This is a genomic window from Pseudomonas campi (genome assembly GCF_013200955.2).
In the GTDB taxonomy this organism is placed as follows: domain Bacteria; phylum Pseudomonadota; class Gammaproteobacteria; order Pseudomonadales; family Pseudomonadaceae; genus Aquipseudomonas; species Aquipseudomonas campi.
The window spans coordinates 2,006,003-2,026,622 of the sequence record NZ_CP053697.2 but is presented as its reverse complement, the minus strand read 5'-3'; the positions used below and the strand labels follow the sequence as shown (position 1 = coordinate 2,026,622).

The following is a 20,620-nucleotide window of genomic DNA, read 5'->3' as shown; positions in this document are numbered from 1 at the left end:
TCTTATCACCTGCCGCTCAGCGCAGCACCAAAGCGCTCGCGGTACGCGGCAGGCGCCAGTCCGACACTGTTGCGAAAGGCGATGCGAAAACCCTCCACGGTACGAAAGCCACATTGTTCGGCGACTCGTTCGATATTCTGCGCCCCGCCTTCCAGCAACAGGCGCGCGCGGGCCATGCGCTCGTGCTGCAACCAGGCCTTGGGCGACATGCCGGTGGCATCGCTGAAACGCCGCAGAAAGGTGCGCTCGCTCATCGCCACCCGTTTGGCCAACTGGCTGATTTCCAGCGGTTCGGACAGGTGCTGACGCACCCACTCCAGCAGACCGGACAAATCATGGCGCACGGCCTGAGCCACCGGCGCGGGAATGAACTGGGCCTGGCCGCCGGCACGCTGCGGCGCCATCACCAGACGCTGCGCCACGCGGTTGGCCACTTGGCTGCCGAAATCCCGCGCCACTAGGTGCAGGCAGGCATCGATACCGGCCGCGCTGCCCGCCGAGCTGATCAGTTGGCCGGCATCCACGTAGAGCACCTGCGGGTCCACCTCGATGGCCGGATAGCGCCGCGCCAGTTCATCGGTATAACGCCAGTGGGTGGTGGCGCGCTGGCCATCGAGCAGGCCGCTGGCCGCCAGCACGAACACCCCGGAACAGATCGACAGCAGGCGCGCGCCGCGCTCATGAGCTGCGCGCAAGGCCTCAAGCAGCTCGGCGGGTGGCAATTCGGCACGGTCGCGCCAACCGGGGATGATGATGGTACGGGCTTCGGCCAGAGCCTCCAGGCCGGCGTCCGCCAGCACCTGGATGCCGCCCATAGCGCGCATCGGCCCGTGGTCCAGGCCGACGATGCAGTGGCGGTACCAGGGGAAGTCGAACTCCGGGCGGGCCAGGCCGAACACTTCCACGGCAATGCCGAACTCGAAGGTACAGAGGCCATCGTAGGCAAGGATGGCCACCAGGCCGGGGTCGTTGCGCATTGGCGGATTTTTTCCTATCACTGTCCGAGCCGCCACTGTAGCCAAGATTGGCGTCTGGATACAGTGGCGCCACACCCACCGACCGGAGCCTCACATGAGCCTGATCAGCCAACACCCCGCAGCCTCTTCCGCCATCGCCCTGATGCACTTCAGCCAGCGCCTGAGCTTCGAGACCGACTGCTCGGACGTACATGCCAGCCAGCAGGACGGCGATGTCGACTATGTACTGGTCGACGTGCGCGGCGAGGCGGCCTACGCCAGCGGCCATGTGCCAGGCGCCATCAACATCCCGCACCGGCTGATGGAGCGCGAGTACATGGCACGCTACCCGCGCGACACCCTGTTCGTCGTTTACTGCGCCGGCCCCCACTGCAATGGCGTGCACCGCGCCGCCGTGCGCCTGGCCAGCCTGGGTTATGCGGTGAAGGAAATGCTCGGTGGCGTCACCGGCTGGCTCGACGAAGGCCTGAGCCTGGTAGGCGCCAGCGGCGAGCAATCGGCTAGCAGCCAGCCGGGCATCAGCTGCGCATGCTGAATCAGGCCAGAGTACGGGCAGCGCAGGTGACGGACATCCCCGCGCTGCTGGTACTCATGCGCGAGCTGGCGGCATTCGAGGATTACCTGACGGACTTCGCTGTTGATGCCCAGGCGCTGTGTGAACGGGCCTTTGGCCCCGGCGCGCAGTGCCAGGTGTTTGTCGCCGAGAGCGTTGGTGTGCCGTGTGGCTATGCCGTGGCGCTGCTGATCCCCTTCACCTACGATCTGCGCCCAACCTGCCTGCTCAAGGAGCTGTACCTGCAACCTGAACAGCGCGAGCAGGGACTGGGCAGGCAGCTGCTGGCCGGCGTGGCGAGCTGGGCTATAGACCAGGGCGCAGGGCGCAGGGCGCATGAAGTGGGACGTATTGGTCGGCAACAGCCGTGCGGAACGCTTCTACCAGCGTCTCGGCGGACGCCCGGTGAGCAAGTGGCTGGCCTATGAAATGGCGGAGCCAGCCCTGGCGCAATTGGCCGGGCAGCTACCTGGATAACTCGCTCAGTCAGCGATTGGCCGGCGCCCGGCGAAGGCATGCGCCAGGGTGCCGCCATCCACCAGCTCCAGCTCACCACCCAGGGGCACACCGTGGGCAATGCGCGACAGGATGATGCCTTTGCCGGCGAGCATCTGTGCGATGTAATGGGCCGTAGCCTCGCCTTCCACCGTCGGGTTGGTGGCGAGGATCAGCTCGGCGAAATGGCTGACCGAAACCCGCGCCAGCAACTCGGGAATGCCGATGGCTTCAGGACCCAAGCCATCAAGCGGTGACAGGTGGCCCTTGAGCACAAAGTAGCGGCCGCGGTAGCCGGTCTGCTCCACCGCAAATACATCCAGCGGCCCTTCCACCACGCACAGCAGCGAATCATCGCGGCGCGGGTCGGCACACTGCGGGCACAGCTCATCCTCACTCAAGGTACGGCAGCGCGAGCAATGCCCCACCCCTTCCATCGCCGCAGTCAGCGCCTGAGCCAGACGCATACCGCCACTGCGATCGCGCTCGAGCATCTGCAACGCCATGCGCTGAGCGGTCTTCTGCCCCACTCCGGGCAGGATGCGCAGGGCGTCGACCAGTTGGCGAATCAGCGGGCTGAAGCTCATGGGGAATACCGTAGGAGATGGCTTTGAATGATAGGCACGGAGCGAGGGGTGATCAGACGCGGTGCAGAGCAAGGCGCGATTCGGTCCGGGCAGCGGAGTTTACTGGCCGTAAATGAGCATGCCCGGACCGAATCGCAACGCCGCTATGTGCTGCGGCTGGACGCCCCGATTTAGAAGGGCATTTTGAAGCCGGGGGGGAGTTGCATGCCGGCTGTCACGCCGGACATCTTGTCCTGGCTGTTCTGCTCGACCTTGCGCACCGCATCGTTGACCGCTGCAGCGATCAGGTCTTCGAGCACTTCCTTGTCTTCCTGCATCAGGCTGTCGTCCAGGGTGATGCGCTTGACGTCGTGGCGACCGGTCATCACCACGCTGACCAGGCCAGCGCCGGACTGGCCGGTGACTTCGGCGTTGGCCAACTCTTCCTGCATCTTGGCCATTTTTTCTTGCATCTGCTGAGCCTGTTTCATCAGGCCTGCCATGCCACCTTTCATCATGGTGAACTCCTTAATTGTTCACAGGTTCGATGGAGTCGGCGCGGATCACCGCGGCGAACTGTTGAATCATTTTCTGCACCAGCGGGTCATCGTGGATCGACTGCTCCGCCTGGCGCTGGCGCTCGGCACGCTTGCGCGAAGCCGCCTGGGCCGGTGTTTCCTGCTCGGGCAGGATCAGCTCGATGCGCAGGTTGATACTACGCCCGAGATGCTGGTTGAGGGCATCGTTGAGGCGACGCTGCTGGGTGGCATTGAACAGGGCACTGTGGCCCGGGTCCAGGTGCAGCAACCAGTCATCGCCATTGGCTTCGATCAGGGTGCAGTTGGCGCCGATGCTGCCGGTCATGCCGGACAGCCCCAGGCGCGGGAACAGGTCCAGCCACTCGGCAGCCAGGCCGGTGGCCGGTTGGGCCGCTGGCAAGGGTTCCGCCTCAGCCACGGGTTCGGCTGCGGACACATCGAAGTTGTAATCGAGGCTATCGCCATCGACTTCGGCATAGTCGTAATCGCCAGGAGGCGGTTCGTCGTCATCGCCCTCCTCGACGACTGCAGCGACCGGGACTGCAGGTGCAGCCAGCGCGGCTGCCGCCGGTACAGCGGCGGCCGGCGCAGGTTCTGGGGCGGCTACAGCAGGAACCGGTTCGGGCTCGCTGACCGGCTCAGTGACAACCGGTGGCGCCAGTGGCTCGACTACGGCTTCAGCCACTTGCACGACTGGCTGGGTCGATTTCTCTTCCCAAGGCAGATCGATCACCGGTGTCGCTGCAACCACGCTGGCTACGCTGACCGGCGAGCTGCTTTGTTCCTCGACAACCACCGGCGCAACGGGCGCAGAAACCGGCACCGGGGCAGCGGCCACTGGCGCTGGCACTACAGCAGCAGGCTGCGGGGCAACAGGAGCAACGATAGGAGCCGGCTGGGCAGCAATGGCTGCGCCGGCCACTGGGTTGTGCGTGGAATCAGCTGTGGCCTTGCTGATTCCCAGGTCCTTTGACGGTAACTCCTTCAAAGGTGAGCGTGGTGCTCCGTCGGCATCTGCGGGACGGAACGCCAGCATACGCAGCAACACCATCTCGAAACCGCTGCGCGGATCCGGCGCCAGCGGCAGGTCGCGGCGGCCGATCAGACCCATCTGGTAATAGAACTGCACATCCTCGGCCGGCAGCGCCTGGGCCAGCGCCAGCACCTTGTCGCGGTCGCCCTGGCCGTTGTCCACCGCTTCCGGCAGAGCCTGAGCCACGGCCACACGGTGCAGCACGTTGAGCATCTCGGACAGCACGCCGCCCCAATCCGGGCCTTGCTCGGCCAGATGACGCACCGCTTCGAGCAGAGCTCGGGCATCGCCTTCCAGCAGCGCATGCAACACGCCATACACCTGGCCGTGGTCGAGGGTGCCGAGCATGGAACGTACATCGGCGGCCAGCACCTTGCCTTCACCGAAGGCGATGGCCTGGTCGGTCAGACTCATGGCATCACGCATCGAACCATCGGCGGCGCGGCCGAGCAGCCACAGAGCGTCGTCCTCGAACGGCACGCTCTCGGCAGTCAGCACGTGGGTCAGGTGCTCGACCACCCGCTCCGGCGGCATGTTCTTCAGGGAGAACTGCAGGCAGCGCGAGAGAATGGTGACCGGCAGTTTCTGCGGGTCGGTGGTGGCGAGCAGGAATTTGACGTGGGGTGGCGGCTCTTCGAGGGTCTTGAGCAGCGCGTTGAACGAGTGCGTGGAGAGCATGTGCACTTCGTCGATCAGGTAGACCTTGTAGCGCCCGCGGCTGGGTGCGTATTGCACGTTTTCCAGCAGTTCACGGGTGTCTTCGACCTTGGTGCGGCTGGCGGCGTCGACTTCGATCAGGTCGACGAAGCGGCCCTCGTCGATCTCGCGGCACACCGAGCACTGTCCACACGGGGTGGAGCTGATGCCGGTCTCGCAGTTCAGGCACTTGGCGATGATCCGCGCGATGGTGGTCTTGCCCACCCCGCGGGTGCCGGTGAACAGGTATGCATGGTGCAGGCGCTGGCTGTCCAGGGCATTGATCAGGGCCTTGAGCACATGGGTCTGGCCGACCATTTCGCGGAACGAGCGCGGACGCCATTTACGTGCAAGAACCTGATAACTCATGGAAAACCGTCGCGTCTGGGTAACCGAGGGGCTAATCCTAGCGGAGCACCGGGTAAATTGCATCCGCGCTGGCGGATTGCGCGTCGGCAATCGCCATGCGCAGCAGTCAAAGCGACTTTCCGCGCCCACGACAAGACGTTTGCCCAGCCACAGCACACAGGGCTAGCCAGCAAAAGAGTTGAGATAGGGAGGAGAAACGACTAACCCAAGGCGGGTTATGGAGGCGGCCCCACCAGCCACACCCCGGCACACGATGTTCCCGCTGTGGCTGCTTCCTTCCGGATCTGACCAGGTTAACGGGTAATCGTTGCGAGGGGACCGATGGGACCACCATAACGAAGCCCGTCAGGAGACGAGCCGCGCCATTGTACTGATTGGAGGCGAACTTACAACCGCTTCAAGCACTTAGCTCAGAGAACAGGCCAATACCCGCATCTCTGGTCAGACGCGGAAGCGGCCCACCAGTTGCTCCAGGCCGTGGGACAGCTCGGACAGTCGGGCGCTGGCCTGGGTGCTCTGCTCGGACGTTTGGGCCGCCTCGTTGGACAGGTCGCGGATATCGCTGATATTGCGCGCGATCTCTTCGGTCACCGCACTCTGCTCCTCGCAAGCGGTGGCGATCTGTGCCGCCATGTCGTTGATCCGCGCCACCGAGTCGCCAGTGGCCGACAACGCACCATCCACCCCGGCCGCCCGCTCAACACTGTCGCGGGCCTTCTCGCTGCCCGAGTGCATGGCCTTGACCGCATTCTGCACGCCTGTCTGCAGGCGCTCGATCATCTGCTGGATGTCCTTGGTCGAGTCCTGGGTACGTGCCGCCAAGGCGCGCACCTCATCGGCGACCACGGCGAAGCCGCGGCCCTGCTCACCGGCACGCGCGGCTTCGATGGCGGCATTCAGCGCGAGCAGGTTGGTCTGTTCGGCAATGCCCTTGATCACCGCCAGCACGGCGCCGATGTTGGCGGTTTCCTGCTCCAGGGTCTGGATGGTCGCCGAGGCACTTTCCACTTCCTGGGCCAACTGGCGGATGGCATGGATGGTCGCACCCACTACCTGCGCACCATCACGCGACTGGGTTTCGGCACTGCGCGCAGCATCGGCGGCATTCTGCGCATTGCGCGCCACCTCGTGCACGGCGCTGCTCATTTCGGTCGCCGCGGTACTGACCTGATCCACCGCGGCATGTTCGCTGCTGATCAGGCGATCATTGGCTGCCGCCATGCCGGCCAGGGAATCCGCCGAGTCAGCCACCTCACCGGTAACCCGACCGACCTCCTTGATCAGCGGCTGCAGTTTGTCGAGGAAGCGGTTGAAGGCATGGCTGAGCTTGCCCAGCTCATCACGCGAAAGCACCTCCAGGCGCACGCGCAGGTCACCATCACCATCGGCGATCTGCTCGATGCGGTGCAGCAGGTTGTGCAGTGGGCGGGTCACCAGGATCGGGAAGCCCACCACCAGCACGGTGCAGATCAGCAGGCCGATAATGATGATCCCGCCTTGCTGCCAGCTGCGCTTCTCGCCCAGGGCAATAGCTGCGGTGCCTTCGGCATTGGCGGCGGTGTCTTCCAGCTCGCCGAGCTTGTCGATCGGGTCGCGGATAGCCTCGAACTGCGCCTCACTGTCACCGTAGCTCAGTTGGGAAGCTGCAGCAGGATCACTGCTGGCCAACTCCAGCACGCGGCTGGAAGTGGCCTTCCACTGGGCGAAACCCCGATCAAAGTCCGCTACCAGCTTGAGCGCTTCAGGGCTCGGCTGCATCTCGGCGAACTTGTGCACGCGCTCATAGGCTTGCTGGGCATTCTCGGCATGGGCTGCCTTGAGCGCCTCGGCATGGTCACTGGCACCCTCGTCGAGCAAGCTGCGCTCGGCGACGAAGGCCTGGTACAGGTCGCGGTCGGCATTCAACAACAGGCTGATGGCGGGCAGGTAGCGGTTGGTCAGACGGGTACTGGAGTCGGTCACCTGGCTGATGCCCTGCATACCCAGAACGCCCATGAGCACCAGCAACAGGGCGAGCAGAAAAATCGGCAGGGCAATTTTCCAGCGGAATCCTAGATCGGCGAATAGACGAAACATGACAAGACTCCACAGCTTATGAGCAGTTTGTAGTTATGTCGGTAAGCATAGTCATTTTCTTGAACAGCGCGCCTAGCAGCCCCTAAGCCCTGGCAGCGATGCCGAAACAACAGCGCTTTGTGGTAGCGTGCCAGCCGAATCGCCCGCCCTGCGGGCATCTTCCCCCTGTTGCATGGAGCGCCTCATGGCCATCACCAAAGACCAGCTGATTTCCGACCTCGCCGAAGCCATCGACCTGCAGAAGAGCGATGTACGCGCCCTGCTCGAACAACTCGGGGAGATCGTTACCGACGCCCTGGAAAACGACGGCGAAATCACCCTGCCGGGCATCGGAAAACTGAAAGTCAGCGAGCGCCCTGCGCGCACCGGGCGTAACCCGCAAACCGGCAAGGCCATCGAAATCGCCGCCAAGAAGGTGGTCAAACTGGTACCGGCCAAGGCCCTGACCGACGCGCTTAACTAAATAGCCAGTCTGCCTGCGCGCCTGCATTGCTGTAGAACAGGTCAGGAAGTTGATCCAGGTTCAGGAACCATCAACGCGAGCTGTACCGCAGCCCAATGCTCCTTTAACGTCGTCTGGACCTCGCCCCCCGCGGCGAGGCCCCATGGATAGATAAGAACAAGGAAATCACAGCATGTTGAAGAAGATTGTTACTGCCGCAGCACTCGCCACCCTGTTGAGCGGTTGCGCCACTGGCCTGTCGCCAGTCGGTGTTGGCCTGATCACGGATGTCAAAGGCCCGATCACCGCCACCACCGCTCAGGGCAGCAAGCAGGGTACTTCCTGCGCTACCACCATCATCGGTTTGATCAACAAGGGCGACGCCTCCATTGAAGGCGCCAAGGCCAATGGCAGCATCTCCAGCGTTGCCTCCGCCGACTACCACACCAAAGGTTTCTACCCGTTCTTCGGTAAAACCTGCGTGACTGTCACCGGTAGCTAAGCAGTACCGCGACCCCGGGCTTGCCCCGGGGTCGAACCGCCCCGCGCGTTAAGCGCCGAAGCCGCTCAAAGCGGTCAGAAACTCCGCTTCATCCATCACCCGCACCCCCAGCTCACTGGCCTTGGCCAGCTTCGAGCCAGCGCCAGGCCCGGCAACCACGCAGGTGGTCTTGGCCGACACCGAACCAGCCACCTTGGCACCCAAAGCCTCCAGCTTCTCCTTGGCAACGTCGCGACTCATCACCTCCAGCGTGCCGGTCAGAACCCAGGTCTGCCCAGCCAGCGGCAAGCCGGCGACCTGCTTCTTCTCGCTGGCCCAGTGCATGCCGAACGCCAGCAACTGCTGCTCGATGGCGCGCGCCCTGGCGACGTTCTCGGCCACGACAAAAAACTCGCGCAGCGACTGTTTGGCCTTTTCGTTGAGGCCCTTCATCACGGAAAGCTCCAGCCAGTCCTGGCTGAGGGCGATTACCCCTTCCAGGCTGCCGCCTTTTTCTGCGAGATTCTTCGCCCCGGTGGCGGCGATTCCGGCGATATTCAGGCGATCGAGGAATTCGGGGAACGTGGTGCAGGCGGCGAACTCGGCATGCAGCTCGCCCTCCTCCTGCAACTGCACGCCGCGCTCCAGCAACTGGGCGATAACAGTCTGGTTGTGACTGTCCTCGAAGAAGCTGTGGATCTCATGAGCCACTTCGCCACCGACATCCGGCAGCCAGGTCAGCACTTCAGGTAGCGCTGCCTGGATACGGGCCAGCGAACCCAGAGCGCGGGCCAGCAGCTTGGCGGTCTCTTCGCCGACATCGGGAATACCTAGGGCATAGATGAAGCGCGCCAGGGTCGGCCGCTTGCTCTCGGCAATCGCCGTCAGCAGGTTGCGCGTGGACAGGTCGGCGAAACCTTCCAGCACCACCACCTGCTCATAGCTCAGGGTGTAGAGATCGGCCGGCGAGGCGACGAGGCCGGTATCCACCAGCTGCTCGACGATCTTGTCGCCCAGCCCTTCGATATCCAGGGCCCGTCGCGACACGTAATGGATGATCGCCTGCTTGAGCTGGGCACCGCAGGCCAGGCGGCCGACGCAGCGGTATACCGAGCCCTCGCTGAAGGTTTCCTTGCCCTTGCTGCGTTTGACCAGCTGGGTGCGTTCCACCGCCGAGCCACACACCGGGCACTGCTCGGGGATATGCACCGGCCGTGCATCAGCCGGGCGGCGCTCGAGCACCACCTGCATAACCTGCGGAATCACATCACCGGCGCGGCGGATGATCACCGTATCGCCGACCATCAGGCCCAGGCGCGCCACTTCATCCATGTTGTGCAAGGTCGCGTTGGATACCATCACCCCGGCCACCTTGACCGGTTTCAGCCGCGCCACCGGCGTGACCGCACCGGTGCGGCCAACCTGGAACTCGACATCCAGCAGCTCGGTCAGCTCCTCGCTGGCCGGGAACTTGTGGGCAATGGCCCAGCGCGGCTCGCGGGCGCGGAAGCCCAGCTCGCGCTGGTAGGCCAGGTCGTTGACCTTGAACACCACGCCATCGATCTCGTAGGCCAGGCTGGCGCGGCGTTCACCGATATCGCGGTAGTAGGCCAGGCACGCATCGGCGCCCTTGGCCAGTTTCAGCTCGCGACTGATCGGCAGCCCCCAGACTCTCAATTGCTGCAGGATGCCCACCTGGGTCGTCGGCAACTCGCCTTCGACCCGGCCTATGCCATAGCAGCAGAACTCCAGCGGGCGACTGGCGGTGATCTTCGGATCGAGCTGGCGCAGGCTGCCGGCTGCGGCGTTGCGCGGGTTGGCGAAGGTCTTGCCACCACTTTCCACTTGCCGCGCGTTGAGCGCATCGAAGCCGGCCTTGGACATGAACACTTCGCCGCGCACTTCCAGTACGCTCGGCCAGCCCTCGCCATGCAGCTTGAGCGGCACGTTGCGGATGGTGCGCACATTCGTGCTGATGTCCTCGCCGGTGCTGCCGTCGCCACGGGTCGCGCCGCGCACCAGCAGGCCGTTTTCGTACAGCAGGCTGACGGCCAGGCCATCCAGCTTGGGTTCGCAGCAATACTCGATCTCCGCGCCGCCACCGAACAGGTCACCGGCCGGCAGATCCAGGCCTTCGCGCACGCGGCGATCAAAGTCCAGCAGGTCGTCTTCCTCGAAGGCGTTGCCCAGGCTGAGCATCGGCACTTCATGCCTGACCTCACCGAAGGCGCTGAGCGCGGCGCCACCGACTCGTTGGGTCGGCGAGTCTGCCGTGACTAGCTCGGGATGCGCCGCCTCCAGCGCCTTCAGCTCGTTGAACAGGCGGTCGTACTCGGCATCCGGGATGCTCGGTTCGTCCAGCACGTAGTAACGGTGGCTGTGCAGGTCCAGCTCGGCGCGCAGGGCAAGAATGCGGGCGGCAATAGTGGCGTCGGTCATTGCGGTGATCTCTCAAACGAAAAGAGCAGCCGGGGCTGCTCTTTCTCTGTAGCGATGATGATTAGCGCTTGTGGGTCAGTTTCTTGCGTTCAAACTCGGCGATGCGCTGACGGTAATGCTCGATGGTCTGCGCGGTCATCACACTGCGCTGGTCATCCTTCAGCTCGCCGTTCAGCTCATGGGACAGCTTGCGTGCAGCAGCCACCATCACATCGAAGGCCTGCTTCGGATGACGCGGCCCCGGCAGGCCGAGGAAGAAGCTAACGCCACGGGTGCTGAACAGCTCGATATCGTCCAGATCGAAGGTGCCCGGCTTGACCGCGTTGGCCATGGAGAACAGCACCTCGCCATTGCCCGCCATGCTTTCGTGGCGGTGGAAGATGTCCATCTCGCCGAAACGCAGACCACTTTCCAGGATGTTCTGCAGCAACGCCGGGCCATTGAAGACTTCGCCTTCGCGGGCCACCACGTTGATCACCAGCACTTCCTCGACCGGCAGTGTTTCCTTCGGCGTACCCAGCACCGGCTCAGGGCCGTCATCGACCGGATTGAGCAGGGTCGGTACCGGCTCTTCGGTGTCGAGGTTGAGGTCGCCCTGCTGCGGTTCAATATTGCGCCGGCGATTCAGCTCGGTGGCGCTCATCGAGGGCATGTCTTCTTCGCTGAGGCCGGGCTCGCGCTTGCGATCGAGGATGCGCGGCGGGCTGAGCAGATCCGGATCGGAATCATCGTCCGGCAGATTGCTGAAACTGTGGTCGAGCTTGAACTTCAGTTTGCCCTTACCGCCACGCATGCGTCGCCAGCCGTCGAAGAGAATGCCGGCAATGACGATGATGCCGATGACGATCAGCCATTCGCGCAGACCGATTTCCATGAAGTTTTCGAGCCCCTGAACCAGTAATTATGATGATGAAGAAAGGGCTTCCTGCCCTCTGAAAAACGCAGACAACTGTATGTTCTTACAGGTATTTTCCGCGCCTAATAAAATTGAGGCCTAAGCTAGCACGACGAACGGTAAATGTGCACCGTTGGCAGGCAATCTTGACCATATCGCTACGCCTCGACCAGCGACAGCGCCTCCTCCACGTCCACCGCCACCAGGCGCGAGCATCCGGGCTCGTGCATGGTAACCCCCATCAGTTGATCGGCCATTTCCATGGCGATCTTGTTGTGGGTGATGTAGATGAACTGCACCGTTGCCGACATTTCCTTGACCAGGCGCGCATAGCGGCCGACGTTGGCGTCGTCCAGCGGCGCATCCACTTCGTCGAGCATGCAGAACGGCGCCGGGTTGAGCTTGAAGATGGCGAACACCAGGGCCAGCGCAGTCAGCGCCTTTTCCCCGCCGGAAAGCAGGTGGATGGTGCTGTTCTTCTTGCCTGGCGGCCGCGCCATGATCGCCACGCCGGTATCCAGTAGATCTTCGCCGGTCAGCTCCAAATAAGCGTGCCCACCGCCGAACACCTTGGGGAACAGCGCCTGCAGGCCGGAGTTGATCTGGTCGAAGGTTTCCTTGAAACGATTGCGGGTTTCCTTGTCGATCTTGCGGATGACGTTTTCCAGGGTATCCAGGGCCTCGACCAGGTCGGCATTCTGCGCGTCCAGGTAGCGTTTGCGCTCGGACTGCTGCTGGTATTCGTCGATGGCCGCCAGGTTGATCGGCCCCAGGCGCTGGATCCGCGCAGCCAGGCGCTCCAGTTCCTCTTCCCAGGCCTTCTCGCTGGCCTCGCCCGACAGGCTGGCCAGCACGCCGTGCAGGTCGTAGCCGTCTTCCAGCAACTGATCGTGCAGCGCCTTGCGCCGCACGCTGAGTTCCTGCCAGCCCATGCGCTGCTGCTCCAGCTGGCTGCGCAGCAATTGCGATTGCTGCTCGGCCTGGGTGCGGCGCTTTTCGGCATCGCGCAGCTCGCGGTCGGCGTCTTCGAGGGCCAGGCGCGCCAGCTTGAGTTCGTCTTCCACGCCCATGCGCTTGTCGAGCAGATCTTCCAGCTTGATGCGCAGCTCTTCCAGCGGCGCCTCGCCCTCCTCCAGATTGAGGCTGAGCTGTTCACGGCGCTCGATGGCGCGTTCGAATTGCAGCTCCAGACGCTCCAGGGCCTGGCGGGTGGACTCGTGCTGGGCCTTGATCGAACCCAGGCGCACGGCCAACTGGTGGGCGTGATCCTTGTGCTGGCGGGCCTCCTGACGCACCCGATCGAGGCGCTCGCGCAACTGGTCACGCCGGGCCAGCAGCTGCTCGCGCTGCTCGGTGTCGACGGCCATGGCATCCAGGGCGTCCTGCAGGATCAGGCGTGACTCGCCCAGCTGCTCCTGCTCCAGCTCGCGCTGCTCAGCCAGCTCCATCAGCTCGCCGTCCAGACGGCGGCGCCGCAGAGTCAGCTGCTCGGCCTTGGCCTGACCGGCGGACAGCTGCGCCTTCAGCTCGCCCTGGCGGCGAGCCTGCTCCTGCACCAGGCGGCGCTGCTGCTCGCGGGCCTCTTCCTGCTGACGCTGGCTGGCCTGCAGCTGCTGCAGGCGCTCTTCCAGATCGGCCAGTGCCGCTTCCCGTTCTTCGCGCTCCAGGCCCAGGCGTTCCAGCTCCTGACCACGGGCCAGGACACCACTCTCGGCGGCACTGGCGCGGCGCACCCGCAAGAAGTGCCGACCGACCCAGTAACCATCACGGCTGATCAGGCTCTCGCCCTCGCTCAGCTGACTGCGCCGGGCCAGAGCCTCGTCGAGGGTCTCGACCGGGCGTACCTGACCCAGCCAGGGCGCCAGATCGAAGCCGGCCTCGACCTTGTCGAGCAGGCTGCCGGCCAGGCGCGCGCCGCCAGACTGCGGATTGACCAGGAGCAGTTCACCTTGGTCGAAGCCGGCCAGGTCGAGACCAGTGAAATCATCCAGCAACACCGCCTGCAGGTCGGCGCCGAGCACGGTTTCCACCGCCAGCTCCCAGCCGGCCTCCACGCGCAGGCCTTCGGCCAGGCGCGGGCGATTGTTCAGTTGCTGCTCGCGCAGCCATTCGGCGGCGCCCTTGCCGGGATTCAGCGCCGCCTGCTGCAGGGCTTCCAGGGACACGATGCGGCCATTCAGGCGCTGCAGTTCGCCCTGGGCCTGCTGCTGGGCCTGGCTGGCCTGTTGCAGCTCGCCGCGCAGCTGTTCGAGGCGCTCGACCAAAGCGTCTTCGGCGGCATGCAGCTCTTCCAGGTTCAGCTCGCTGGCGGCCAGCTGCTCGGAGAGTTCGAGAATCGCCGCGTCTTCCGGGTCGGCAGCCAGCTGCGCCAACTCCTCGGCCAGCCGACGCTGACGTTCGCTCAGGCGTTCCAGACTCTGTTCCAGCTGTTGCAGGCGCGACTGCTGCACTTCGGCCTGGCGCTGCGGCTCGGCACTGCGCTGGTTGAAGCCTTCCCACTGCTCCTGCCAGCCGTGCATGGCGCTTTCCGCCTCTTCCAGGCTGGCGGCGGATTCTTCGGCGGCGGCGGCGGTCAGCTCCTGCTCGGGTTCGAGCATGGCCAGCTCTTCGCCCAGAGTGGCCAACAGGGTGCGGTCGTGGCCGAGGTGTGATTCGGTTTCCAGGCGCGCGCGCTCGGCCTCGTTGAGGTCGTCCTGCAATTGGCGCAGGCGCTGCTGGCCATGCTGGATGCTCTGCTCGACGCGGGCAATATCGCCGCCCACCGAGTAGAAGCGCCCCTGCACCTGGTTGAAACGCTCGGACAGCTCATGGTGGCCGTCACGCAGGCGCTCGATGCTGGCATCGGCATTGCGCTGCTCGGCCACCAGCGCTTCGAATGCCACTTCCTGGTCGCCGATCACCCGCTCGCGGTTGCCAACCTGTTCATTCAGCGCCTGCCAGCGCAGGGCCGACAACTGGGCCTTGAGCTGGCGCTCCTCGGCCTTGTATTCCTGGTATTTCTCGGCGGCCTGGGCCTGGCGGTGCAGGCGTTCCAGCTGGCGTTCCAGCTCTTCACGCAGGTCGGTCAGGCGCGCCAGGTTCTCGTGGGTGCGGCGGATGCGAGTCTCGGTCTCGCGGCGGCGCTCCTTGTACTTGGAGATACCGGCGGCTTCCTCGATGAAATTGCGCAGGTCCTCGGGCTTGGCCTCGATCAGCTTGGAGATCATGCCTTGTTCGATGATCGAGTAACTGCGCGGGCCCAGGCCGGTGCCGAGGAAGATATCGGTGATATCACGACGGCGGCATTTCACGCCGTTGAGGAAGTAGGTGTTCTGCGAGTCGCGGGTCACCCGGCGGCGAATGGAAATCTCGGTCCAGGCCGCGTATTCGCCACCCAGGCCGCCGTCGGAGTTGTCGAAGATCAGCTCGATGCTGGCCTGGCTCACCGGCTTGCGCGTGTTGGAGCCGTTGAAGATGACGTCGGTCATCGACTCGCCGCGAAGGTTCTTCGCCGAACTCTCGCCCATCACCCAGCGTACGGCGTCGATAATGTTGGACTTGCCGCAACCGTTGGGGCCGACCACCGCCGCCATGTTGCTCGGGAAAGTCACCGTGGTCGGATCGACGAAGGACTTGAAGCCGGCCAGCTTGATGCACTTCAGGCGCATGCCATGACCTCCACCGGGGCAAACCCGGGAGACTGCAGAGCGAGGCTGTCCGCTGCCGTGGAGGTCATGTTTTTCCTTGGAATTCGGGGGTTGCGCGCAAGATCGGCGGAGTTTACCACAGGGTTTTTGCCGGCCAAGCCTGTCATTCGCTGGCTATCTGGCACAGCACCCGGGGCTTGCAGCGTGGGCGGCAAACTCCCTAGGCTGCGCTGTAGCGGCAATCCACGACTATCGCCAAGGAGCCATTCGCACATGCTCAGTGAAGACCGCTGGCAGACACTCTGGCGCAAGCTCGGAACATCCGCGCCGGCCGGCAGTTTTATCGAACTGCAGCAGGCCTACAGCGAGCCCCATCGCCACTACCACAGCAGCACGCATATTGCGGCCTGCCTGGCACACTTCGACCAATGGCAGCACCTGGGCGAGCAGCCACTGCTGATTGAGCTGGCACTATGGAGCCACGACCTGATCTACGACACCCAGCGCCAGGACAATGAAGCGGCCAGCGCCGAGCGTGCCGGTCAGTGGCTAAACCAGGCCGGGCTGCACCAACATGCCGACACCTTGCGCGAACTGATCCTCGCCACCCGCCACCAGCAGCCCGCCGAAACGATCGACGCCGCACTGGTAGTGGATATCGACCTGGCCATTCTGGCGGCGCCCGCCACTGTCTATGCCGATTATGAACAGGCCGTGCGCCGTGAATATGCCTGGGTTCCCGAACCGCTGTTCCGCACAGGACGCAGCCAGCTACTGCGGCATCTGCTGGCAATGCCAGCGCTGTACCAGCACAGGGAACTGGCCGAGCAGTGGGAAAGCCGCGCCCGCAACAACCTTCAAGAGGCCCTGCTGGTGCTGCAGCAGGCCTGACGCCTACTGCGCGTACTGGCGGCCTAGGCCCGCCGGCACACTGCTGGCATCGGTCGGCTGCCAAGGGCCATGCGGATTGCTCGCCCAATTCCAGCCATCGGCCCAGCGATAGTAGGTGCGCTCGCGGTAATAGAGATCGCGACTGCCCTTGAGCACGTACACGCCCAGGGCGCCATCCCAGTAGCTGTTGCCGCCCGGCGGCGGGGCAAAACGGGGATGGTTCTGCGCCTGCTGCGGAGCGCTCTTGGGCACCGTCGGCGCGATGCCGCCGAGACTGCAACCACCGAGCAGAACCAGCAACGCCAGCGGCAAATGGCGGCTCAGACGGCTCACTTGCGCTGGTCCGCGCTATCGATCAGCAACCGTTGAGGATCGCGACTGCTGCTGGCAATCGGCTGACTGTTGCCGATCCACTCGCCGGCGGTGGCATTGCCGGCCCGCGAAATTCGCGCCACCAGCTGCACTTGGGCGAAGCTGGAGATCTTCAACTGCTCCATCATCGCATCGCGGTCGCTCAGCTCGACGTCCGCCGGCAGCTCGGCCACCGTCAGGCGCTTGACCGCCAGCGGCATCGGCGGGCCGGACACCGCACGGGCGAAGACAAACACCGTGTCGCCCGGCTGCACCTTGGCCTGCAGCGCCGATGCCAGCTCGACGCGCACCTTGAGCAGCGGCATCGACTTGGTCAGCGTATCGCCCGCCGGCGCAGGCTGACCCGCCGCCTGCAAGCGCTCACGCGCCCGCTCGATGCCACCCTGGATCGACTGGCGGGACGGATCCTCCGCCGGCATCAGCGCCACCAGGCGCTGCCAGTAGTCGATGGCTTCGGCGAAACGCTCATCCTCGAACGCCGCAATCCCCAGCAGGCCGAGGCTGGTCGCTTCCTGCGGATCCGCCTTGAGCGCTTCGTCGGTCAGCGCCTGGATCTGCTGCGACCACTGTTTCTGATTGGCAAAGTACAGGGCCTGGGCCCACTGGCCGAGCAGTTCCGGCGCCCGCCCGGCAATCCCGACCGCCTGTTCGTAGGCGGCAGCGGCTTCACCGGCACGCTCCTGGGCCATGTAGATGCGCCCGAGGAAATACCAGGACTCGGCCGACTTGGGATCGGCCTGCACCGCCCGTTCCAGCTTGGCGGTCATCTCGCCGATGCTCGGCTGGCTTGGGTTTTCCAGCTCGGCCAGCTGCTGACTGGCACCCCAGTGCATGTACAGGCCCAACCCGGCGAACGGCACCAGCAGTGCGGCAATCAGCGGCAGCGCCTTGCCCAGACGGGAGACGCGTTCGCCAGCCGTGCCTTCGGTATCGGCCAGCAGCTCGCGCGCGGCCTCGGCCTGGCCCGCCTGCAACTGCTCGGCAGTCAGCACACCGGCGGCCTGTTGGCCTTGCAGCTCGGCCAGGCGCTCCTGATACAGGGCGACGTTCAGCGCGGTACGGTCTTCTTCAGCCTGCGCCTTGCGCCCACGCAGTACGGGAATCAGCAGAAAAGCCAGGGCGACCAGCAACAGCAGGCCGGCAGCGAGCCAGAATTCGATCATTTGGGGTCCTGGGAGTTTTGCTTGAGCAGCGCATTCAGGCGCTGATTTTCACTGGCCGACAGGGCAACCTGTGCCGGATTGTTCTCCACCTTGCGCCGGCGCAACACCAGCACGCCGAGCCCCAGGGCGCCAAGGCCGAGCAAGGCGAACGGGCCGTACCAGAGCAGGTAGGTGCGGGTATCCACCGGTGGCTTGTAGAGCACGAAGTCGCCGTAGCGCAGCACCAGGAAATCGACGATCTCGGCGTTGCTCTTGCCCTCTTCCAGCATGCGGAAGATTTCCCGGCGCAGGTCGGTGGCAATCGGCGCATTGGAGTCGGCGATGTTCTGGTTCTGGCACTTCGGGCAACGCAGCTCCGCGGTGAGCGTACGGAAGCGCTCGCGCTCGGCTTCGTCCTTGAACTGATAGGTGTCGATGGCCGCCTGGGCCATGCCGAACAGGCCGAGGCTGAACAGGCCGGCAAGCAGCAGACGCTTCATTGCCCCACCCCGCTCTCGTCGACCAGATTTTGGTAGATCGGTGCCAACTTGGTCCGCCAGACCTGCTCGTCGATCACCCCGACGTACTTGTCACGGATGATGCCCTTGGCATCGACGAAGAAGGTTTCCGGCGCGCCATACACGCCGAGGTCCAGGCCCAGCGAGCCCCTGGCGTCCTCGATGTTCAACTGATAGGGATTGTGCAGCTCGCGCAGCCATTTCTGTGCCGGCTCGCGCTGGTCCTTGTAGTTGACGCCGTGGATGTTCACCCCGCTGGCGGCCAGCTTGTTCAGCACCGGATGTTCGGCACGGCAGGACGGACACCAGGTGGCCCAGACGTTGACCAGCGATGGCTTGCCGAGCAGATCGGCCTGGGTGAGGGTCTTGCCCGGCTCGATCACCGACGGCAGGGAGAACGCCGGGAACGGTTTGCCGATCAACGCCGACGGCAGCTCGGACGGATCGAGGAACAAGCCACGGTAGAGAAAGACCGAGACGCCGAGGAACAACACCAGCGGCAACAGCAGGATCAGCCGCTTCATGCCGTCACCCCGTTCAGGCCGAGGGCATCGCGCACACGGGTCTTCACCTTGACCCGGTAGCGTGGGTCGAAGGCCGCCAGCAGACCGCCGAAGCCCATCATCAGGCCGCCGAACCAGATCCAGCGCACGTAGGGTTTGATGTGTACGCGCACAGCCCAGGCGCCGTCTTCCAACGGTTCACCGAGCGCCACGTAGAGGTCACGGGTGAAGCCGGCGTCGATGCCAGCCTCGGTCATCGGCATGTTCTGCACGGTGTACAGGCGTTTTTCCGGATGCAGCAGGGCCACTTCCTCGCCGTCTTCCAGCACGCGGATGGTGCCTTTGTCCGAGGTGAAGTTCGGGCCTTCGTGGTGCTGCGCCCCTTCGAAGACGAAGCGGTAGCCGCCCAGCTCCAACGACTCGCCGGGGGCCAGGCGCAGGTCGCGCTCGGCGCTGCCCTGGCTGACCAGTACCACACCGATGGCACACACGGCGATACCCAGGTGCGCCAGCTGCATGCCCCAGTAGCTGCTGTTGAGGCTCAGGATGCCCTTGAACAGGCCCTTGTGCCGGGTCTTGTCGAGCAGGTCGCGCACACCGGCCAGCAGCACCCAGGCCGCCAGCAGGAATACTGCCAGCACCGCCCAGCTGAAGTCGCCGAACAGCCAGGTGGCCAGACCACCCAGCGCAGCGCTGCCGAGCAGCACCGGCGCGAGCATGCCGAGCAGCCAGCGCACCGGCGTGTCCTTCCAGCGCACCAGTACACCGATCGCCATCACCAGCATCAGCAGGGCCATCAGCGGCACGAACAGCGCGTTGAAGTAAGGCGGGCCGACCGACAGTTTGGCGCCGCTCAGAGCATCCAGCACCAGCGGGTAGAGGGTGCCGAGCAGGATCATCGACGCGGCCACCACCAGCACCAGGTTATTGGCCAGCAGCAGGGTCTCGCGTGACCACAGGGCGAAGCCGACCTGGCTCTTGACCACCGGCGCACGCACGGCGAACAGGGTCAGCGAACCGCCGATGACGATCAGCAGGAAAGCCAGGATGAACACGCCGCGCTCCGGATCGGTGGCGAAGGCGTGCACCGAGGTCAGCACGCCGGAGCGTACAAGGAAGGTGCCGAGCAGGCTGAGGGAGAACGCGGCAATGGCCAGCAGCACGGTCCAGCTCTTGAACACGCCGCGCTTCTCGGTCACCGCGAGCGAATGAATCAGCGCCGTGCCGACCAGCCAGGGCATGAAGGAGGCGTTTTCCACCGGGTCCCAGAACCACCAGCCGCCCCAGCCGAGTTCGTAATAGGCCCACCAGGAGCCCAGGGCGATACCGATGCCGAGGAAGGCCCAGGCGACGATGGTCCACGGCCGCGACCAGCGCGCCCAGGCCGCATCCAGCTTGCCGCCGAGCAGCGCGGCGATGGCAAAGGCGAAAGCGACGGAGAAGCCGACATAGCCCATGTACAGCATCGGCGGATGGACGATCAGGCCGATGTCCTGCAGCAGCGGGTTGAGGTCGCGGCCATCCTGCGGCATATCCGGCAGCAGGCGTTCGAAGGGGTTGGAGGTGAGGATCAGGAACAGCAGGAAGCCGATGCTGATCATGCCCATCACCGCCAGCACGCGGGCCAGCATCACTTCCGGCAACTGCCGGGAGAAGATCGACACGGCGAAGGTCCAGCCCGCCAGAATCAGCGCCCACAGCAGCAGCGAACCTTCGTGAGCGCCCCATACGGCACTGAACTTGTAGTACCAAGGCAAGGCACTGTTGGAATTGCTGGCCACGTAGGCGACGGAAAAGTCGTCAACCATGAACGACCAGGTCAAACAGGCAAAGGCAAACAGCAGAAAAGCGAACTGGCCCCAGGCTGCCGGCTGCGCCAGGCTCATCCACTGCCGATCACCGCGCCAGGCGCCGATCAGCGGCAAGCTGGCCTGGACCAGGGTCAGGCACAGGGCGAGGATCAGCGCCAGGTGGCCCAGCTCGGGCACCATCAGATTCAGGTTCATG

At 64.5% G+C, this 20,620-nt stretch carries 18 protein-coding genes and 1 other RNA gene; 5 read left to right on the top strand and 14 right to left on the bottom strand.

Features of this window, described 5'->3' with window-relative positions:
- Positions 1-5: 5 nt before the first annotated feature.
- The gene (gene ftrA / locus HNE05_RS09390; RefSeq protein ID WP_173206062.1) at positions 6-977 is read right to left on the bottom strand and encodes a transcriptional regulator FtrA; all 972 of its coding nucleotides are present in this window, start codon (positions 975-977) and stop codon (positions 6-8) included.
- A 94-nt stretch (positions 978-1,071) separates the two neighbouring features.
- Here ftrA and HNE05_RS09385 point away from each other — a divergent pair, with 94 nt between their 5' ends.
- Together HNE05_RS09385 and HNE05_RS09380 are read left to right on the top strand one after the other, a co-directional pair.
- On the top strand, positions 1,072-1,512 hold the full coding sequence (locus HNE05_RS09385) for a rhodanese-like domain-containing protein (RefSeq protein ID WP_173206059.1): 441 nt from the start codon (positions 1,072-1,074) through the stop codon (positions 1,510-1,512).
- Entirely contained in the window at positions 1,506-1,958 is a 453-nt protein-coding gene (locus HNE05_RS09380; RefSeq protein WP_240008839.1) for a GNAT family N-acetyltransferase, read from the top strand. The genes HNE05_RS09385 and HNE05_RS09380 overlap by 7 nt, the downstream gene beginning before the upstream one ends.
- Positions 1,959-2,012: 54 nt before the next feature.
- On the opposite strand, the gene recR is transcribed toward HNE05_RS09380, so the two are convergent.
- From recR to HNE05_RS09355, 5 genes are all read right to left on the bottom strand, one after another.
- Positions 2,013-2,612 carry a recombination mediator RecR gene (gene recR / locus HNE05_RS09375; protein ID WP_173206056.1) on the bottom strand — a complete coding sequence of 200 codons (600 nt, stop codon included), beginning with the start codon at positions 2,610-2,612 and terminating at the stop codon, positions 2,013-2,015.
- A gap of 170 nt (positions 2,613-2,782) precedes the next feature.
- The gene (locus tag HNE05_RS09370; RefSeq protein WP_173206053.1) at positions 2,783-3,109 is read right to left on the bottom strand and encodes a YbaB/EbfC family nucleoid-associated protein; all 327 of its coding nucleotides are present in this window, start codon (positions 3,107-3,109) and stop codon (positions 2,783-2,785) included.
- Positions 3,110-3,119: 10 nt separating this feature from the next.
- On the bottom strand, positions 3,120-5,228 hold the full coding sequence (gene dnaX, locus HNE05_RS09365) for a DNA polymerase III subunit gamma/tau (RefSeq protein ID WP_173206050.1): 2,109 nt from the start codon (positions 5,226-5,228) through the stop codon (positions 3,120-3,122).
- A 227-nt stretch (positions 5,229-5,455) separates the two neighbouring features.
- Positions 5,456-5,552, bottom strand: an RNA gene (gene ffs, locus HNE05_RS09360) — signal recognition particle sRNA small type.
- 117 nt (positions 5,553-5,669) lie between these two features.
- Positions 5,670-7,304 carry a methyl-accepting chemotaxis protein gene (locus HNE05_RS09355; protein ID WP_173206047.1) on the bottom strand — a complete coding sequence of 545 codons (1,635 nt, stop codon included), beginning with the start codon at positions 7,302-7,304 and terminating at the stop codon, positions 5,670-5,672.
- Positions 7,305-7,488: 184 nt separating this feature from the next.
- On the opposite strand from HNE05_RS09355, the gene HNE05_RS09350 reads away from it, so the two are divergent.
- Complete coding sequence (locus tag HNE05_RS09350; protein WP_173206043.1) at positions 7,489-7,767, top strand: HU family DNA-binding protein; 279 nt, start codon at positions 7,489-7,491, stop codon at positions 7,765-7,767.
- 172 nt (positions 7,768-7,939) lie between these two features.
- Positions 7,940-8,248 (top strand): TRL-like family protein, encoded by a 309-nt coding sequence (locus HNE05_RS09345; RefSeq protein WP_173206040.1) that lies wholly within the window; start codon positions 7,940-7,942, stop codon positions 8,246-8,248.
- A gap of 48 nt (positions 8,249-8,296) precedes the next feature.
- On the opposite strand, the gene ligA is transcribed toward HNE05_RS09345, so the two are convergent.
- The 3 genes from ligA to smc all read right to left on the bottom strand — a co-directional run bounded on the left by ligA (position 8,297) and on the right by smc (position 15,208).
- A complete protein-coding gene (ligA, locus tag HNE05_RS09340) occupies positions 8,297-10,666 on the bottom strand; it encodes an NAD-dependent DNA ligase LigA (RefSeq protein WP_173206037.1) in 2,370 nt (789 codons plus the stop codon).
- A gap of 61 nt (positions 10,667-10,727) precedes the next feature.
- A complete protein-coding gene (gene zipA, locus HNE05_RS09335) occupies positions 10,728-11,540 on the bottom strand; it encodes a cell division protein ZipA (RefSeq protein WP_173206034.1) in 813 nt (270 codons plus the stop codon).
- A gap of 179 nt (positions 11,541-11,719) precedes the next feature.
- Positions 11,720-15,208 (bottom strand): chromosome segregation protein SMC, encoded by a 3,489-nt coding sequence (gene smc, locus HNE05_RS09330; protein WP_173206031.1) that lies wholly within the window; start codon positions 15,206-15,208, stop codon positions 11,720-11,722.
- A 252-nt stretch (positions 15,209-15,460) separates the two neighbouring features.
- Here smc and HNE05_RS09325 point away from each other — a divergent pair, with 252 nt between their 5' ends.
- Positions 15,461-16,078 (top strand): HD domain-containing protein, encoded by a 618-nt coding sequence (locus tag HNE05_RS09325; protein WP_173206028.1) that lies wholly within the window; start codon positions 15,461-15,463, stop codon positions 16,076-16,078.
- Between the two features lie 3 nt (positions 16,079-16,081).
- On the opposite strand, the gene HNE05_RS09320 is transcribed toward HNE05_RS09325, so the two are convergent.
- The 5 genes from HNE05_RS09320 to HNE05_RS09300 form a co-directional block, all read right to left on the bottom strand.
- Positions 16,082-16,342: a hypothetical protein gene (locus HNE05_RS09320; protein WP_240008850.1), complete on the bottom strand. Its 261-nt coding sequence runs from the start codon at positions 16,340-16,342 to the stop codon at positions 16,082-16,084.
- Positions 16,343-16,407: 65 nt separating this feature from the next.
- Positions 16,408-17,613 (bottom strand): c-type cytochrome biogenesis protein CcmI, encoded by a 1,206-nt coding sequence (gene ccmI / locus HNE05_RS09315; protein ID WP_173206025.1) that lies wholly within the window; start codon positions 17,611-17,613, stop codon positions 16,408-16,410.
- The gene (locus HNE05_RS09310; protein WP_173206022.1) at positions 17,610-18,092 is read right to left on the bottom strand and encodes a cytochrome c-type biogenesis protein; all 483 of its coding nucleotides are present in this window, start codon (positions 18,090-18,092) and stop codon (positions 17,610-17,612) included. Before HNE05_RS09310 ends, ccmI begins: the two co-directional genes overlap by 4 nt.
- Entirely contained in the window at positions 18,089-18,634 is a 546-nt protein-coding gene (locus HNE05_RS09305) for a DsbE family thiol:disulfide interchange protein (protein WP_173206019.1), read from the bottom strand. Before HNE05_RS09305 ends, HNE05_RS09310 begins: the two co-directional genes overlap by 4 nt.
- Entirely contained in the window at positions 18,631-20,619 is a 1,989-nt protein-coding gene (locus HNE05_RS09300) for a heme lyase CcmF/NrfE family subunit (RefSeq protein WP_420826996.1), read from the bottom strand. The genes HNE05_RS09305 and HNE05_RS09300 overlap by 4 nt, the downstream gene beginning before the upstream one ends.
- Position 20,620: the final 1 nt, after the last annotated feature.